General features: G+C 29.5%; 11 protein-coding genes. All 11 read left to right on the top strand.

Annotated elements, in window-relative coordinates; genetic code table 11:
* The first annotated feature begins 197 nt into the window (after nt 1-197).
* On the top strand, nt 198-1,157 hold the full coding sequence (locus tag BUB36_RS10985; protein ID WP_073149921.1) for an ornithine cyclodeaminase family protein: 960 nt from the start codon (nt 198-200) through the stop codon (nt 1,155-1,157).
* Nucleotides 1,158-1,176: 19 nt separating this feature from the next.
* The gene (locus tag BUB36_RS10980; RefSeq protein WP_242655780.1) at nt 1,177-2,196 is read left to right on the top strand and encodes a proline racemase family protein; all 1,020 of its coding nucleotides are present in this window, start codon (nt 1,177-1,179) and stop codon (nt 2,194-2,196) included.
* Nucleotides 2,197-2,373: 177 nt separating this feature from the next.
* A complete protein-coding gene (locus BUB36_RS10975) occupies nt 2,374-5,913 on the top strand; it encodes an AAA family ATPase (protein ID WP_073149919.1) in 3,540 nt (1,179 codons plus the stop codon).
* Between the two features lie 836 nt (nt 5,914-6,749).
* Nucleotides 6,750-6,986, top strand: coding sequence for a phosphopantetheine-binding protein (locus BUB36_RS10970; RefSeq protein WP_073149917.1), 237 nt, complete (start codon nt 6,750-6,752; stop codon nt 6,984-6,986).
* A 16-nt stretch (nt 6,987-7,002) separates the two neighbouring features.
* Complete coding sequence (locus tag BUB36_RS10965; RefSeq protein ID WP_073149915.1) at nt 7,003-8,523, top strand: AMP-binding protein; 1,521 nt, start codon at nt 7,003-7,005, stop codon at nt 8,521-8,523.
* Nucleotides 8,524-8,595: 72 nt separating this feature from the next.
* Nucleotides 8,596-9,600 (top strand): adenine nucleotide alpha hydrolase family protein, encoded by a 1,005-nt coding sequence (locus tag BUB36_RS10960; protein WP_073149913.1) that lies wholly within the window; start codon nt 8,596-8,598, stop codon nt 9,598-9,600.
* A gap of 15 nt (nt 9,601-9,615) precedes the next feature.
* Nucleotides 9,616-11,445: a KamA family radical SAM protein gene (locus tag BUB36_RS10955; RefSeq protein ID WP_073149911.1), complete on the top strand. Its 1,830-nt coding sequence runs from the start codon at nt 9,616-9,618 to the stop codon at nt 11,443-11,445.
* Nucleotides 11,446-11,477: 32 nt separating this feature from the next.
* On the top strand, nt 11,478-13,244 hold the full coding sequence (gene asnB / locus BUB36_RS10950) for an asparagine synthase (glutamine-hydrolyzing) (RefSeq protein ID WP_073149910.1): 1,767 nt from the start codon (nt 11,478-11,480) through the stop codon (nt 13,242-13,244).
* A 5-nt stretch (nt 13,245-13,249) separates the two neighbouring features.
* Nucleotides 13,250-14,395 (top strand): acyl-CoA dehydrogenase family protein, encoded by a 1,146-nt coding sequence (locus BUB36_RS10945; RefSeq protein WP_073149908.1) that lies wholly within the window; start codon nt 13,250-13,252, stop codon nt 14,393-14,395.
* A gap of 58 nt (nt 14,396-14,453) precedes the next feature.
* Entirely contained in the window at nt 14,454-17,675 is a 3,222-nt protein-coding gene (locus BUB36_RS10940; protein ID WP_165613073.1) for a non-ribosomal peptide synthetase, read from the top strand.
* A gap of 47 nt (nt 17,676-17,722) precedes the next feature.
* Nucleotides 17,723-19,399: condensation domain-containing protein (locus BUB36_RS10935; RefSeq protein ID WP_165613072.1), on the top strand; the 1,677-nt coding region annotated here is incomplete at its 3' end.

Below are 19,399 nucleotides of genomic sequence, written 5' to 3'. Positions count from 1 at the left end.
ATATGGACTTCTATGATGAAAAGTAATATAATAAAAGTTAGATATAGACAAGTATAAGTTTAAAAAACTTATACTTGCTAAATAAAGAACTTTAAAGTCTAAGGATTTATTTTATTTACAATAATAAATTGCAGTTCACAATAATAAAATTTTCAAAAGAATAAATATAAACAACTATATAGAGGGAGGTGGGAAAAATGTTATATTTAAACAAAAATGATATTTATGATCTAATTACATACGATGAAATAATGGATGCCATTGAAGAAGCTTTTAAGATTCATGGAAGTAAAAATTATGATATGCCTAATCGTATACATGTAAGCTATAGGAATAATACACTTCTATACATGCCGTGTTTCTTGCAGGATATATTTGGAACAAAGCTTCTTACATTATTTCCTGAAAACAGAAAAAAAAATAGACCTGTAATAGATGGATTAATGCTGCTAAATGACTATGAAACAGGTGAACCTATAGGTATGATGGATGGAAAAATCTTGACTGCTCTAAGAACAGGCGCTGTAGGAGGAGTTGGAATAAGGCATTTTACACCTGAAACTGCAAAAACGGTAGGGTTAGTAGGTGCTGGAGTCCAAGGATTCTATCAGTTATTGTTTGCATGTAAGGCTAGAAAAATTGATAAAATAATGGTTTTTGATATTTTTACAGAAAAGCTAGCTGCCTTTGTTAAAGAATTAGAAGTATTGCTTCCAAATGTTAGTATAGTAATAGCAAATACAATAGAAGATTTACTCAAGGAATCACAAATTGTTATTACAACAACAACTTCTTATAAACCTGTATTGCCTGAGAAGCCAGAGCTATTAAAGGGAAAATCCTTTATAGGGATAGGATCATATAAGCCCAATATGAGAGAATATCCTGATATATTGTTTTCTTTATTAGATAAAGTATATATAGATACCGAATTCGCAAAAGAAGAATCAGGAGATTTGAAAATTCCATTAAGTAATAACTTATTACAAGAAGATAAAATTGAAACTGTAGGCAGCTTTTTAACTAATAAAAAAGAAATTATCAATAAGACTATATTCTATAAGTCGGTAGGTATGGCTTTATTCGATGTGGTGGTTGCCAAATTAATATATGATGAGGCAAAGAAAAATAATGTAGGTCAAAAAATAATACTGTAGATAAGGGGGAGCATTAAAAATGATGCATTTTAAAAACAGAATCGATTGTATCGATGCTCATACTGGTGGAGAACCTCTAAGAATTGTTACATCAGGACTACCACCTATTCTTGGCAATACTATTCTTGAAAAAAGAAAGTATATGCTAGAAAATTATGATAACTTAAGAAAATTGATGATGTTAGAACCAAGAGGTCACAGTGGAATGTATGGATGTATTCTTGTTGATGCTGTTACTGAGGATGGAGATTTTGGTGTACTATTTACCCACAATAAAGGATTGAGTTCTATGTGTGGCCATGGAATTATAGCAGTAACAAAGGTAGCAATAGAAACAGGGATGTTAATTGCCAAGGATGGAGAAAATGTTGTAAAAATAGATACTCCTGCTGGAAGAGTTACTGCATATGCCGATGTAAAGGATGGGGAAGTTGAAAGAGTAAGATTTCAAAATGTACCTTGTTTTGTATATGCCCAAAATATTAAGGTTGACGTAGATGGAATAGGTGAAGTTGTTGGTGAGGTAGTTTATTGTGGTGCTTTCTATGTATATTTAGATGTAAATCAGGTTGGTTTAAGGGTAAGTCCCGAATATACAGAGCAATTAGTGAAAATTGGTATGGAAATAAAATATAAAGTTATGGAAATGATGGAATTTAATCATCCCACTTCTGGAGTAAATTGGCTTTATGGAACTATTTTCTTTGAAAAACCAGAAAGAGAAGAAAATAAACTTATAACAAAAAACGTGTGTATTTTTGCTGATGGTCAAGTTGACAGATCTCCAACTGGTACGGGAACTGGCGGAAGAGTAGCCCTTCACTACCAAACAGGTGAAATGAAGAAGGCTGATATCCTTGTGAATAAGAGTATAATTGACACTGTGATGGAAGGAAAAATTATTAAAGAAACAAAGGTTGGAGAGTACGATGCAGTAATTACTGAAGTATCGGGTACAGCCCACATTATGGGCTTTACTCAATTAGTACTGGATCCAAAGGATCCATTACCAGAGGGCTTTAGAATTATTGGAAGCTAATTTAAAGGGCTATATAGAGTTTTTACTCTATATAGCCTTTTTAATCTTAAACCACAATTTTCAATTTTTCTTAAAATTAATCTTTTGAAATGTTAAAGGAAATTCCATATAATTAGTAATAGAATATACTCGTAAAGATTAACGGCGTTTAAAGAAAAGGAGTGAATTTCAAAGAAAATGAAACCTAAACTTTTAAAAATATCTGGACTTAACAGCTTTGTTGATGAACAGATAATAGACTTTTCTACCCTTGTTGATAGTGGATTATTTGGCATATTTGGACCTACAGGAAGTGGTAAATCTACTATTTTAGATGCCATAACAATAGCTTTGTATGGGTATAATGCCATAGCTAGGGACACAAAGGAATTTATAAACACAGATTTAGAAAAAGTATACATAGGGTATGAGTTCGATTGTAGCGGTAGTAACGGTAGGCAGACCTACAGGATTGAAAGAAGTATAAAGAAAAATAAAAATGGTGGCATTAAAACAGCTTTTGCAAGACTTTCCTTTTTAGATGATGGTGGAAATGTTTTAAAAATAATTGATAAGGTATCACAAATAGATGAGGAAGTAAAAAAAATAATAGGGCTTAATCATCAAGATTTTACAAGATCTGTAGTTCTTCCTCAGGGTAAATTTAGTGAATTTCTTAAACTATCAGGAAGTGATAGAAGAAATATGCTGGAAAGAATCTTGGGATTAGAGCAATATGGTGGAAATCTCACGGATAAGATAAAGAAGTTCAAGAAAAAAAAGGAAGAAGAGCTGCAGCTTTTAAAGGGTGAGCTGAATAGATTTGATGGTGTATCAGAAGAAAATTTAAAGGTATTAAAAGAAGAATTATGTGAGATTCGAAAAAAAGAAAAAGAACTAAAAATTGATATAAATCTTATAGAAAAAAGATACCAAGAGCTTAGTGACATATGGAGGTTGCAAAGTGAATTAAGTGGATACTTAAAGAGCATGGAGGATTTAGAAAAAGAAACTAAGGAAATTGAAAATATGAGAAACAGGTGCGAAAGGGCGAGAAATTCTAAAAACGTGAAACCATATCTAGACAGATATAATGACACCTTGGAAGACATAAATAAAAATAAGGCTATATTAAAGGATATATTGATAAAGCTTGATGATATCAATGAAAAACTGAAGGGAAAGGAATCAGAATATAAAGAAATATGTCGAAGAAAGGACCGTGAGCTACCTATATTAATAGAAAAGGAAGCTAATGTAAAATACGCAATAGAATTAAAAGAAGAAGCACAAAGCCTTATTGATGAAAGAAGAGAACTTACAGAAAAATATATTAAATATAGTGAAATAATAGAAAAAAGTGAAAAAGAGCTTAACAACTTGAAAATGGGTATAAAGAAGGATAGTTATGAGATAGAAGAACTAGAAAATAAATCAAGTAAATTAAAGATATCGCCAGAATATAGAGAAAAACTGACTAATGCTTGGGAGTTTAAGAAAGAATATGATGAATTAAAAAGGGAAAAGAAAGTAAGTCTAAAGAGCATTGAAGACTTGAAAAACAATATATTAGCAAGTGATAATCAATTAAGTAAAATAAAAGAAGAATTGGAAATAAGAAATACAGAATATGTAGAAATAAAAGATAAGCTCCAAAGGCTTGAGTTAAATCCTCCAAAAAATAATGATTATATAATGAATAAAGAAATAGAATTACATAGATTGAGGTCAACCCTTGAAGATGCAAAGGAGAATATTGAGAAAAAGTCTGAAATAGAAGAGGAATTAAGATTAATCTATGAAAATAAAAAGGATACCCAAATAAAAATGGATTATCTAAAAAATAGACTTACACACAATATTGATAAGCTAGAAGATGTAAAAAAGGAGATAGATGAATTAGAAAAATCCCATAGAGCTGCAATTTTAAGTCAGGATCTTAAAGAAGGCAAGCCTTGTCCAGTATGCGGTTCCAGTCATCATCCTAATGTTGCTGAACCCATTGATTATGAAGCTATTGAGAAAATAAGAAAAATAAAGCAGGGATTTGAAGAAAATAAAAAAGAGCTTGAAAAGGCTATATATAAGCTAGAAATAGAAATAAAAAGAGATGAAAAGGAAGAAAATAAGTATAAAAGGGAACTAGATAAATATATAAATAAACTAAAAAATATAAATATAGCTAAGCTAGAAAAAGAAATAATAGATTTAATAAAAGAAATAGATGATAGGAAAATTTCTCTTAAAAATTGGGAAAACAAAAGAGATAAATTGATCAAAGCTTTAGAATTTAAGGATAAGGAAAAAATAAATTTTGAAAAACAGAGTATACGTTTTGTTGAGTGTATAAAAAAGGATAGAACTAGATTAGAACAAGAAAATACAAGGAAAGAAGAATTAGATAAAAAACTTAAAGAAGCAAGTAAAGCCTATATTGAAGCTAAGACCGATCTTAATATAGAAAATATTAAAGTCGAAATAGAAAATATAAAGAGAAATGATAAAGAGCTAGAAGTAATCGAAGCAAAATTAACACAATTAAAAAATAACGTGAAAAAATTTGATAGCCAAAGAGAAAAAGTAGAAAAAAAGCTAAATCAGATAATGCTGGAAAGAAGTAAAGTAGAAGAAGCTGGTAGAGAAAAGGGAAAAATTATAGATGAGTATAATAATAAAATCAAAAAAATAGTTAAAAATAGAGAACCAAAGGTTTATTTAAAGGAGTTAAAAGAAAAAAAATCAATCATAATTAATGAAGAAGAAACCCTTAGAAAGATAATTGAAGAAGAGAAAAAAATCTTGGATGATCTAAAACAAAAGAGAGCAGGACTTGAAAATACTAACAAATCCTTAGGAGAATCCATAATTAATATTGAACAAGATTTAAAAGAAGCTTTGAAGGAAAATAGATTTAATAGTATAGATGAGGTAAAGGTTTATTTATTGCCTAATGAAGAACTTAAAGCAATGGAAGATAAGATAGCAAAATATGATAATGAAAGTAACAAGCTCAAAGATAATATTAATAGAGTCAAAAAGAAATTAAAGGGTTCTTCATTGGAAGAAAAAGAGTTTTTAAAATTTAAAGAAGATATGGAAAATAAAAAGGAAGCCTATAAATTTTTAATTGAAGAAATAGGTAAGAAAAAAGAAAAAATAAATGAGATGGAAAAAAATTTTCATAAGATAAAGAAAATAAACAAAAAAGTAGAAAATCTAAGTCATATAACAGACATGTTAAGTGAGATGTTTAAGCTGGTGTCTGGAAATAAATTTGTAGAATATGTTGCAACAAGCCATTTAAGATATATTGTAAAGGAAGCTTCTAAAAGGCTTATGGATATAACTAATAATCGATATAATCTTGAACTAGACAGTAATAGTAATTTTATTATATGTGATAATTTCAGTGGAGGAGTAAAAAGAGATTGTAATACCTTATCTGGCGGTGAAACCTTCTTAACTTCTCTAGCATTGGCACTATCCCTTTCAAGTCAAATACAACTAAAGGGAAATTCAACAATAGAATTTTTTTTCTTAGACGAAGGTTTTGGAACATTAGATAACCATCTGCTAGATATAGTGATGACCTCCTTGGAAAAGCTTAATCAAGAAAATCTGGCAGTTGGAATTATAAGCCATGTTGAAGAACTAAAAAACAGAGTACCTATAAAGCTTGTAGTAACTCCACCAGAATCAGGATTATATGGAACAAAGGTAGCTATAGAAAAAAATTAGTTTTTTATTACAAAAAAACTAAGGACAATATAAATTATAATAATAAATTTATAAAATTTGATTATTATAATATAACTATAGAAATTTAAGTAAAAACTTTAATTTATACATGTCCAAAACCCCCATGAATGCTGCGTATTTGTACATGTATAAATTAAGTTTTACCATTGTAAATTTATAAAAAATATAGAGAGATTTTAGTAAAGAAAAATGGATAAAAATTCCAGTTAAAGGAAATAATATTTCAGCTTTTGATAGAATAACAGACCTGCATTGTTTTTAGAAGTTGAAATAATAGTTTTGTACTGGGGGAATTAATCTGTTTTGTTTACTAAAATCTCTTATTTTATTGTAGAAGTTACAGCTTTTTAAAATGTGATACGAATTAGAAAAATATCGAATTATGCAAAAAAATGTAATACAAAATCATTATGGGAAAAATACAAAAAAATACAAAGTAAATATTTACAACTAAAACAAAAAATGATAATATTAATTTGTATTATTAAATATACAAATTTAAGTCTTTATTAGAGTTTAAATTTAAAAGATAGTTAAATTCATAATTAGCTTAATCTAGAAACGGTTAAACATGTTTTTAACAACTTAAAAAAGTTTAATAAAAATACAATTTTATAAAAGATTTTAATTTAAGAGTTTGTAAAAATTTTTATAAATTTATACATAAAGGATAAAAATTTTCTCATAGAAAAGCTAATAATTCATTTATATTAAAAAGAAAGGTAGGTTATTTTTATGAAAAAGTTTAATATAAGCAGATAGTTTCAAATAATCAAATAGTAATGGGAAAAAATTAAAAATATGGAGGGGGAAATATGATGATTGAAAAAAAAGTAGAAGCTTATATTAAGGAGCTAACTAATGAAGACATTTTAGACCATTCAATGAATCTTTTTGAGGCGGGCATATTGACATCGTTGCATGTGTTAGATTTAATTTCTTTTATCGAGGGAACCTTTGACCTTGAAATTCCAGTTGATGAGATTAGCATGAATAGTTTTGGTTCGGTTGATGGTATTGTAAATCTTATTGAGAAGTTAATAAAAGCATAATAAGGTGGTAGATATTATGCAATTTATTCATGAAATGTTAGAAAAGGCTTCTAAAGAATTCAGAAATAAGCAAGGAATTGTTTTTAAAGATAAGCGTTATACTTTTAGTGAAATAAATGAAGCATCAACAAAGATTGCTGACTTTTTAATTTCTAAAGGAATAAAAAAGGGTGATAGAGTAGGAATTTTCTCTACTAAAAATGTTGAAGAAATTATTATAATATTTGCAGTAATGAAAATAGGTGCTGTTTTTGTTCATATAAATCCAAGCTTTAAAGAAGATCAATTACGACATGTAGTAACTGACTGTGATATAAAAGTTTTATTTATTCATGAAAGTAAAGTTGAGATTTATAAAAAAGCTAATATAAACCAAGAACAAATTGATATGCTTATAAGCATGTCACCTTTAATAGATATAGAAGATAATGAGAACATGTATTATTTTAATAAAATACTTCAAGAAACTATCCTTCCACTTAAGCAAACCATAAATATTAATCAACATGATCCAGCAGCGATTATATACACTTCTGGCTCTACTGGGAAACCAAAGGGAATTATTGTTACTCATAGGATTTTTTATGATTCCACCGTTATTTCAGCAGACTTTCTAAAAAATAAAGCAGATGATCGTTTAATAAGTATAACACCGTTTTCATTTGATGGAGCATTAAGTCAACTATTTACAATGGTATATGTAGGAGGTACTTTAGTTTTACAAGAATCCCTATTTCCAAAAGATATTGTATCAACTATGATAAATGAGAAAATTACAGGTATTCATGCAGTTCCTTCTTTTTGGAAAATGCTTTTACAGAAATATTCTCCCTTTGAAAAGTACGAATATCCACACTTAAGATATATATCAGTTATAGGAGAAGCTTTCCCTATGGAAGATTTAATGAAGCTTAGAAAAATACTAAATAATACAGATTTTTATATGATGTATGGAACAACTGAGGCTTTTAGATCTACATATCTTCCTCCTGATGATTTTGATAGAAAAATACCATCTGTTGGAAAACCAATTCCAGGTGTAGAAATCACGATTGTAAATGAAGATAATAGTCCTTGTGAAGCAGGTGAAATTGGTGAGATAGTACATCGTGGAGTATTTATATCTCCAGGCTACTGGAATGATCCGATTAAAACTAAAAAGGTATTTAAAGATGGTGCACTCTATACAGGTGATTTGGGAAGGCTTGATAATGAGGGATATCTATATTTTGAAGGGCGAAAGGATGCAATGATTAAATCAATGGGATATAGAATAAGTCCTGAAGAAATAGAAAGCTGTATATGCAAGCTAGAAGGTGTAAAAGAGGCTGTTGTTGTTAGCGTAATAGATAAGGATTATGGAAATAGAATAAAAGCAATAGTAGTATGCAATGATGGAGAAATATTAACCAGAAAGGAAATAGTAAGTCACTGTAAAGCTATTTTACCCTATTATATGGTACCTCATATAGTTGAGTTTAGAGATAATATACCAAAAACAGGAACTTTAAAGATAAATCGATCTCAATTGAGTTAGTTTTTTATCAATATAAGAAACTATGTATAATTATTATTTGAATTCTATTTTATATAAAAGGGGAAATAAATTATGAAACGATGTACCGTATGTGTTTTGCCTGAAACTTTTCCTAAAATTACATTTGATGAGAAAGGAGTCTGCTCTTATTGTAATAGTTTTAAAGAAAAAAATAAATTTATACCTTCTTTAGAGAAGTTAAAAGCTAGATTATCTGAAATAATTGATGAAAGTAAATCTAAAAATTTAAAATATGATGTGGTTGTAGCCTACAGTGGTGGAAAGGATAGCACTTTTTTGATATATACTTTAAAAGAAAAATTTAAGCTTAATATATTAGCCTTTACCTTTGATAATGGTTTTATGTCTACCTATTCCTTTAAAAATATGAATAATGTTTTAAAAAATTTAGATGTAGATCATGTAATAGTAAAGCCAAAGCAACAACTGATGAAAAAAATTTTTATTGAAAGTTCTACTCCAGGGATTTATCCCCAGCACCTTATTAATTCAGGAAGTGGGATTTGCATATCCTGTATACGCATGGTTGCAAATATGTGTCTTAGGATAGCAATAGAAAAAGAAATACCTATGGTTATGCTTGGAAATAGCCCAGGACAATTATTACAATCTGAAAGTGAAATAATTTATAAAGACAATAAAATTCCCTATGAATTAAGGAAAAATTTATTTAAACCATTAGCAGAAAGGGTAGGAGAAGAAGTTTACTATTATCTAATGCTAAGTAAAGAAGAATATAAGAAAAACCCTTTTCCTTATACTATAAATGCTTTTCCTTTAATTGGATATAATGAAGAAAAAATATATAGTACTATAAAAACAATTGGCTGGAAACGACCAGATGACGTTGATCCAAATTCAACCAACTGCAAATTAAATTCTTTAGGTATTGTTAAACATAAGGAGTTGTATAATTTCCATCCATATGATTATGAGATGAGTATGTTGGTTCGACTTGGCATTATCAGTAGAGAAGCAGCATTAAGAAGAGTTGAGGATCCAGAAGAAAGAGCATTGAAATTTGCTAGAGAGATAGAAAAAAACTTAATGTATTAGTTTAATGTGAAGGGAATGATAGTTATGGTTTCCCGTAAAAAAATTAATGAGCTTTTTAATTCTAATCCATATATATTAAGATTACTTGTAACTAGTGACAACATAAATGATGCACGGACAAATATGTTTAATTACTTAAATAAATGTGAAAAAGAAATTTTGTCTGCAAATTGTTTATTGCATACACTTGAAAAAAAGAATGTAAGAGATTGTATAAACGTTTTTAAAAACATTATATCAGAGGATAGTGAAAAAAAAACAAAATGTAGTTGTTTAAAGATTCTTTGGAAATTGGCAACTGAAAATTTGGATGAAAGTGATTGGGAGGAAATTTCTGATGCTTTTTTAGAAGAAATGATTCATTTATTCAAGGGGATAATTGGTCTTTCAGGAATTTACTCAAGATCGGGTATTTGTAAAAATGAAGTTCCAGCTTTTGTAAACATGGTAGGTAGAGATGCTGCAATAGCAAGATCTAGTTATTTAGACAAAAAAACAAACCAATATTTAGAGTTTATAAAAAAAAATCAATACAAAACAGGATTGGCACCAGATGTAATTGAGAGAAGACGACAAAATAAAAAGGCAATACTTGAAATGTTAGGAGGTACAGAAGAGGATTGGCTTAATTACCGTTGGCATTTGAAAATGGTACTACGTAAGGTAGAGGATATAGAGAAAATTATTGAGCTTAGTTCATATGAGAAAAGCTGTATTGAAACAGCAATTGATAATAAGGTTCCTTTTGGGATTACTCCATATTATTTATCCCTTATGGATAAAAAAAAGGACAAGTTAAATCATGACAGGTGTTTGAGAACACATGTTATACCTAATAAAACATATTTAGATAAAATATTGAAAAATGGAATAGAACATATGGAGTTACTTGATTATATGCATGAATCAGATACATCCCCTGAAAATTTGATTACAAGAAGATATCCTATGATAGCCATAGTAAAGCCATATTCATGGTGTCCTCAAATATGTGTATATTGTCAAAGAAACTGGGAGCTTAAAAATGATAATTCCATAGATGCTGCATTTTCATCAAAGGATTTAGGTAAGGCTATTGATTGGTTCAGAAACAACTCTAGAGTCAAAGAGGTTCTTATTACTGGAGGCGATCCGCTTATTCTGAACAATGAACAAATTGAATATATACTTAAAGCTTTTTCAGAAATAGAACATATTAAAAGAATTAGGATAGGAACAAGAACTCTTGTAACAATGCCTATGAGATTTGATGATGAACTTTTAAGTATTTTAGAAAAATATCATAAGATTTCTGTTAGAACAATTTCTATAATGACTCATGTGCAAAATGCTTATGAGATCACTGAAGAAATGGCTAATGTGATTAAAAAAATAAGAATGTTGGGAATTGACGTGTATAATCAACAAGTATTTACTATGCAAAATTGCAGAAGATTTGAAACCAGTTTTTTGAGAGAAAATCTTAAAGCAATTGGAGTTAGTCCATATTATTTATTTAATCTAAAGGGGAAAGAAGAAACATCAGATTTCAAAGTGCCAGTTGCACGTTTGCTTCAGGAACAAAAAGAAGAAGCACGTATAATGCCTGGTATTGTTAGGACAGACAAGGCGGTATTTAATATACCTACCCTTGGCAAAAATTATCTAAGCTCATGGCAAGATCATGATATAATTATGATTTTAAAGGATGGTAGCAGAGTTTATGAATTTTATCCATGGGAAAAGTATATGACTCCAGTTAATACATATCTTTATACAGATGAACCAATATATAACTTTTTAAACAAATTGAAAGCCTTGGGAGAAAATCCAGAGGATTATAAAACTATATGGTACTATTTCTAAGCTAAGCTAGAATATTTTGGAGGGAATAGAGGATGTGTGGAATTTGTGGGATTTATAATTTTGAAAAAGATATGAAGATAGATAAGACAATTTTAATTAATATGAATAAAGTTATGGCTCATAGGGGACCAGATGGTAGTGACTATTATTTAGATGGATTTGTTGGCTTAGGGCATATAAGATTATCTATCATTGATCTTGAGTATGGTAATCAACCTATGTGCAATGAAGACGAAAGTGTATGGGTAACTTTTAATGGAGAAATATATAATTTTGAAGAAATAAAAATAGAATTAAAAGCAAAAGGTCATAAATTTATTACAAACTGTGATACAGAGGTTATAGTGCATAGCTATGAAGAATATGGAACTGATTGTGTATTAAAATTCAATGGGATGTTTGCTTTTGCAATATGGGATAAAAAGAAAGAAATTTTATTTTTAGCAAGAGATCGTATGGGAATAAAACCACTTTATTATAGTATAAGCAGTGGTAATATAATATTTGCTTCAGAAATTAAAGCGATTCTTCAACATCCTGATATTAAAGCAGAGTTAGAAGTAAATTCTATTCCAGAATATTTTTTTTCCACAATATTATTGGATGGAAAAACAATGTTTAAAAATATATATTCTCTACCAGCTGGATACACTCTTGTTTTCAAAAATAAAAGTAAGTTTCTGAATCAATATTGGGATATAGAAATACGAGAAGCAGAAGGAACTCATTACTATAACCAATATAAGGAAAAAATACTAAACTTATTTAAGGATTCGGTAAAAAAAAGGCTTATGAGTGATGTGCCTTTTGGATCACTTCTAAGTGGAGGATTGGATTCAAGTCTTGTTTCAGCAGTGGCTACAGAATATGTAAATAACAAACTAAAAACTTTTTCTATGGAATATAGCGATAATAGTGGACTTAACAATTCTAACTCAGACATAAAATACTCTCGGATTATGGCTAAAACTTTTAAAACAAAACATAAGGAATTTTTACTTAAGACGGAAGAATACAATGATATTTTAGAAAATGTTATATGGCATGTAGAAAAGCCAATAGAACTTACAACTCCTTCTTTGTATCTTTTATATAGAAATTTAAAAGATGATATTACTGTTGTTTTGTCAGGTGAAGGAGCTGACGAACTTTTTGGAGGATATTTCTTTTTTCTCAATCAAGATAATCAGCTTACAGAATTCCCTTGGGCTCCTTATTATAATGAGGTTTCAATGTTGTTTGAGCCTGAAATTGAAAAGGAAACACATTTTACAAAGAAAATCAGCACTACATTACATGATATGATGAATAGATTTGATACCAATGACTATTTAAATAGAAAGTTATATTTATTTTTAAAGCTTTATTTACTAGAAATGCTTGAAAGACAAGATAAAACAAGTATGGCATGGAGTGTTGAAGCTAGGGTACCCTTCCTTGACCACCGATTAGTAGAATATGTAGCGAATGTGCCATCAAATTATAAGGTGAGGAATGACGTAGAAAAATTTATATTAAAGGAAATTGCAAGGGAAATATTGCCAACTGAAGTTGTGAATAGAAAGAAGAAGCCTTGCCCGTTCCCAATAGATCCAAAGACTATTTATGTTAGAAAAAATATTGCTAATGACTTAGTTCAATCAAGTAGTTCAAAAATTTCGCAATATTTCAATAAAAAAGCAGTAAATGATTTTTTCAACAAGAAAAATAGGTTCAAAAATATAGATAATTTAGCTATATTTAGAACTTCATATGCCTTAATATCCCTTGAGGCTTGGCATAAAACTTTTGGAGTGTGATATTTATGGAATATACAGAATTACAAAAATTGGCGATAGATACAGGTAAAGCTTTTATCGAAAAAAAAATTGCACCAATGGCTAGTCTTATAGATGATCAAGAAATATTTCCTTTTGAAAATTTTAAGGAACTAGGAAGGATGGGGTTATTGGGAATAAATTATCCCGAAGAATATGATGGAGCTGGTTTAGATTATATAGCTTATACAGGATTTGTTAGAGAGGTTGCAAAGGTATGTGCTTCAACAGCCATGACAATTGTATCCCACAGTAGTTTAGCCTGTAACCCAATATATTCCTTTGGTTCTGAAGATCAAAAAATTAAATATTTAAAGCCCCTTATTAAGGGTGAAAAAATAGGAGCCTTTGCATTGACTGAGCCTAACAGCGGTTCAGACATATCATCAATGCAAACAAAGGCAGTAGAGCATGAGGATTATTATTTATTAAATGGAAATAAAATATTTATTACTAATGCTAATGTAGCTGATCTATATATTGTTGCAGCAAAAACAGCACCAGAAAAAAATATATTAGGTATTAGTATATTTTTACTCGAAAAAGGAATGTCTGGTTTAAAAACATCAGAAAAAAAAGAAAGAAAATTAGGTATGAGGGGGTCTGATACAGGTGAACTGATTTTTGAAAATGTTAAGGTGCCAAAGGAGAATTTAATAGGTAAAAAAAACTATGGATTTAAAATACTGCACAACACTTTAATTACAGCAAGATTAGGCATGGCAGCTATTGCCATTGGTATTGCAGAGGGTGCCCAAAAAATTTGTTTGCAGTATGTAAAGCAAAGAAAGCAATTTGGCAAATATTTATATCATTTTCAATCAGTAAAAAATATCTTAGCTGATATGGAAATGAATATAAATGCCGCAAGTTTACTTTTATATAAGGCATGCAGGATGAAGGATGAGGGTAAGCAAATATCTAAGGAGGCATCGGAAGCAAAGCTTTTTGCATCTGAAATGACAACAAAAGTAACAAAAGATGCGATTCAGCTGCTTGGTGCATATGGATATTCTAAGGATTTTCCTCTAGAGAGATTTTTCAGAGATGCTAAGATAACAGAAATAGGAGACGGGACATCGGAAATACAAAGATTGATTATAGCAGATGAAATTATTAAGAGAAACAGTTAGATTTAAACATATTTTTATTAATAAATATCTGTATAAAAAAGAAAGGCTGGAGTTTTATATGAAGAATAATAAGAGAAAATATGATAAAATTCCTCACTCTACAGGAATAATGAATTGTCCACTATCATTCCAACAAGAAAGAGTATTATACTTATCGCAACTACAACCCGACAGTACATTATGGAATAAGCTTTCCTGTAAACATTTAAAGGGGAATATTAGTGTAGAAAAAATGAATGAAGCGGTTCAGGCTTTAGCAAATAGACATTCTGTTCTTAGAACAAGGATTAATTTTGTTAATAATATACCTGTTCAATCCTTTTCAAATTTAGAGGATAAGAATTTTCAATTTATTGATATCTCTAATATGGCTCAGCCAGAAGCTGAAGCTTACAGGCTTCTAGATAAAGAATATAATTTACCAATACCAGTTAATCAAGGACAATTATTTAAAGCTTCACTTATCAAGATGAAGGAAGATGAATATTTATTAATTCTAAAGCTTCATCACATTATTTCTGATGCAACTACCTTCCAACTTCTTTGGAAAGATTTAAAGCAAATATATAACGCATTAATGTGTGTAGACAATGCGAATATTTTACCTTCTTTGAATATAAATTATCATGATTATGTTGTTTGGCAAAGAGAAATGTTTGATGAGACTAAAACTAGGGAGCAAGAGGAATATTGGCTAAATCAGTTTAGCGGGGAATTACCAATATTAGATTTACCTACAGATTTTTCTATTCCACCTAAAGTTAGCTTTAATGGTTCAATAGAAAAAGCTGCATTGCCCAAAGAGTTGACAAAAGATCTTCAGAAGTTGAGTTTTGAGAATAAGGTAATATTGTTTTCAACATTTCTTTCTGCGTATTATATACTTTTGCATAAATATAGTCAACAAGAGGATATAGTAATAGGTACAGTATTTTCAGGAAGACATTATTGTGCAGATATTAGAAATATGGCTGGATTTTTTATAAATACAGTTGGAGTGAGGCTTAATATAGAAGATAGTGATACTTTTGAAGCGGTACTAAGAAAGGTTCAAGAAAAAATAAATGAAGCATATTATATGCAAGATTATCCATTTGAAAGATTAATTGAAAAGATTAATCCTGACCGCATAGATAATCGAAATCCTTTATTCCGTGCAATGTTTAATATGCTGAATTACTATGGTGAAAGGGAACTATTTAGTGGTGTTGAAAATGAAGAGTATATTGAACCAGAAATAAACTCAACCCAAGCGGATATTTTATTTGAAATACATAACAATAATGGAGATATCAAAATCTATATTGAATATAATACTGATATTTTTAAAAGAGAAACGATAAGACGAATGATAAAACATTATATTAAATTATTAGGTAACATTGTAAGAGTACCTAGTGCAAAAATATCGGAGTTGGATATTCTTAACTCAGATGAAAGGAAACAACTATTGGAAAATTGGAACTCGACAAATAAAGAATATTCAAAAGAAAAATGTATACATCAACTTTTTGAAGAACAAGCATTAAAAACACCTGAAAGTATTGCAGTAAAATATAATGATAGTCAGTTGACATATAGTCAACTCAACAAGAAATCAAATCAATTAGCATTAGTATTGAGAGAAAAAGGAGTAAAGCCTAACGATATAGTAGCCATAATTACAGAAAAAAGCCTTGAAATGATAATTGGAATATTGGGGATATTAAAGGCTGGTGGGGCTTATCTTCCAATAGACCCATCTTATCCTTTGGATAGAATAAAATACATGTTAGAAAATAGTAAAGCAAATTTACTATTAACTTGTGGTGATATTGCTAATGAAATAGGCTTTGAAGGACAGACTTTATATTTAGAAGATAAAGAACTTTATAATAATATGGTTTCAAAAATTAGCAATAATAATAAGTCTACCGATAGAGCTTATATAATATATACATCTGGTTCTACGGGTAGCCCAAAGGGTGTTGCGGTTAGTCATAAGTCGTTACATAACTTTTTATGTACACTCTATGAGCAATTTGAAGGAAAGGTAGGAAGTGAAGATAATTGCCTTAGTCTTGCAAATATATCTTTTGATGTAAGCGTGGGAGAGATTTTTCTTCCTATTGTATATGGAGCAAAGCTACTGCTTTTTGATAATGAAATGGTAGTAGATGTGCATAAGGTAGCACAAACAATATTAGATGAAAATATAACTTTTACATATATACCACCTGCATTGCTAAAGGAGATACATAAGCTTATTCTAAAATTAAAATCAGATAAAGAAGTTAAGCTAAACAAATTATTAGTTGGGGTAGAGCCTATAAGATTTGATACGCTTGAAGCCTATAAACAGTTGAATAAAGAAATCTGTATCGTAAATGGATACGGACCTACAGAAGCAACTATATGTGCCACTATGTATAGATATGATGGGAATATTAATGATAATGACTATGTACCAATTGGTAGACCTGTTAACAATAGTAAAATATATATTTTAGATAAAAATAATAATCCAGTACCAGTTGGTGTTCCTGGGGAGATTTGTATAAGTGGTGTTTTATTAGCTGAGGGATACTTAAATCTTCCTAAGCTTACGGAATCAAAGTTTGTAAGTAATCCCTTTGAAAAAGGAAAATTAATGTATAAGACTGGAGACATTGGAAAATGGTTAAGTGATGGAAACATACAATTTATTGGACGTTCAGACAATCAAATTAAGTTACGTGGATATAGAATTGAACTTGAAGAAATAGAAAAAACGTTGCTTTCACACGCTGAAGTCAAGGAAGCTGTAGTAATAGTAAGAGAAATAGAGCCTAATAATAAACTTCTTACAGCTTATGTAGTAATGGAGGGAGGGTCAGCTTTATCAGAAAATGGCTTGCGCAAGTATCTAGAAAAATGGCTTCCAAGTTATATGATACCGTCTATTTTTGTAAAACTAGATGCTTTACCTTTAAATCAAAATGGTAAGGTGGACAGGAAAGCTCTTCCAGATCCGGTGATTGAAAAGCAAACTACAAAGGAATGTGAGGAAGCTTTGACTGAAGTAGAGAAAAAACTAATAGAGATTACTGAAAAATTACTGAATATTAAGGGAGTTAGTATCAATGATAACTTTTTCCGTATTGGTGGAAATTCTTTACTAACTATTAGATTTATTTCTGAAATTGAAGAAACTTTTAATATAAGTCTGTCAATGATGGACTTTATAGATTTGCCAGTACTTTTTGAGATAGCCAAAACAATTGAATTAGCACTTAGTGAAGCAGCAGTGGCAAGAAATTGAATTGCAAAATATTCTCTAAAACATGGGTTTAGAAAGGTTGGATTATAATGGGAAATACTATGAGAAAATATCCTCCTATTTGTAACGCTGAGGATAAAATGTACTATCCTTTATCCTTTCAACAAGATAGGCTTTGGTACTTATCTTTATTACAACCAGAAAGCACAGTATGGAATTTAATTTCCTGCAAACGTTTAAAAGGTAGAGTAAATATTGAAGTTTTACAACAAGCTCTAGAAGACATAATAGATAGGCATATTGTTCTTAGGACTAGAATGAAAATGATTAATAGTAGTCCAGTTCAATATTTTCACGAAATGGATGATAATACTTTTCAATATATTAATCTATCACATATGAATGAGAAACAACGTGAAATAGAAGCAATTAATATATTGAATAAAGAGGGTTTGACTCCAATGAATGTTAATGGAGGGCAATTATTTTATGCTACCTTAATAAAGCTTAATAATAATGACTATATTATTATACTAAAGCTCCATCATATAATTTCAGATGCAGCTTCTTTTCAAATAATATGGAGTGAATTAAAGCAAATATATAATGGGTATTTAGGAGTAACAAGCAATAGTACATTACCTTTATTAGAATATGACTATAAGGACTACTCAGTATGGCAGAAAGAAAATTTTATTGAATGCAAAACAAGGGAACAAGAGGAATATTGGCTTAAGGAGTTTAAAGATGAAGTTTCAATATTAGAGCTACCTACTGATTATTCATCTCCAGCTAATATAACCTTTAATGGAGCATTGGAAAAAGAAAAATTACCAGCAGATTTAGTGAAAAAGCTTCGAGTTTTATGTTTAGAAAAAAGAGTAATAATGTTTTCTGTATTATTATCAGCATATTATGTGCTTTTACAGAAATATTCACATCAAGAGGATATAGTAATAGGAACAGTATTTTCTGGTAGACATTATAATCAAAAAATACAGAAACTAGTAGGCTTTTTTGTAAATACGGTAGCGATAAGAATGAATGTTGACGAAAAGCTTACATTTGAAAATTTTCTAAAACAAGTACATAAAAAAGTAGAGGATGCATATTATATGCAGGATTATCCCTTTGAAAGACTTATACAAAAGCTTAATCCTGATCGAAGTAATAATAATAGTCGTAATCCTCTATTCCGTGTAATGTTCAATATGGTTACTAGTTATGAGGAGAATAGTAAGTTTGACGGTGTAATATCAGAGGAATGGTTAGAACCAGAAGTTAATTCAACACAGGTTGATATTCTCTTTGATATACATAATAGTAGTGATGGTATTGATATAGTAGTTGAATATAATACAGATATATTCCGAAGAAAAACGATTTTAAGAATAATAAAGCATTATAAGGAATTATTGCACAACATAGTAAGTAATCCTAATGGAAATATAGCCGATATAGAACTGATAACAGAACAGGATAAAAAACAACTGCTAATAGAATGGAATAATACCTATGTAGAATATCCAAAAAGCAAGTCAATAAATGAATTGTTTGAAGAACAAGTAGACAAAATGCCAGATAAAATCGCAGTAGTATATGAAGACGAAGAATTGACATATAAAGAATTAAACCAAAGAACAAACAAGCTAGGAAGACTTCTAATAGACAAGGGAATTGAAGCTGAAGATATAGTTGGAATAATGACCGATAGATCCATAGATATGGTTGTTGGAATCATAGGCATACTAAAAGCAGGTGGAGCC

The organism is Paramaledivibacter caminithermalis DSM 15212 (assembly GCF_900142245.1).
GTDB classification, from domain to species: domain Bacteria; phylum Bacillota; class Clostridia; order Peptostreptococcales; family Caminicellaceae; genus Paramaledivibacter; species Paramaledivibacter caminithermalis.
The sequence above is the reverse complement of the archived record's forward strand: the minus strand, read 5'-3'. Positions and strand labels throughout refer to the sequence as shown.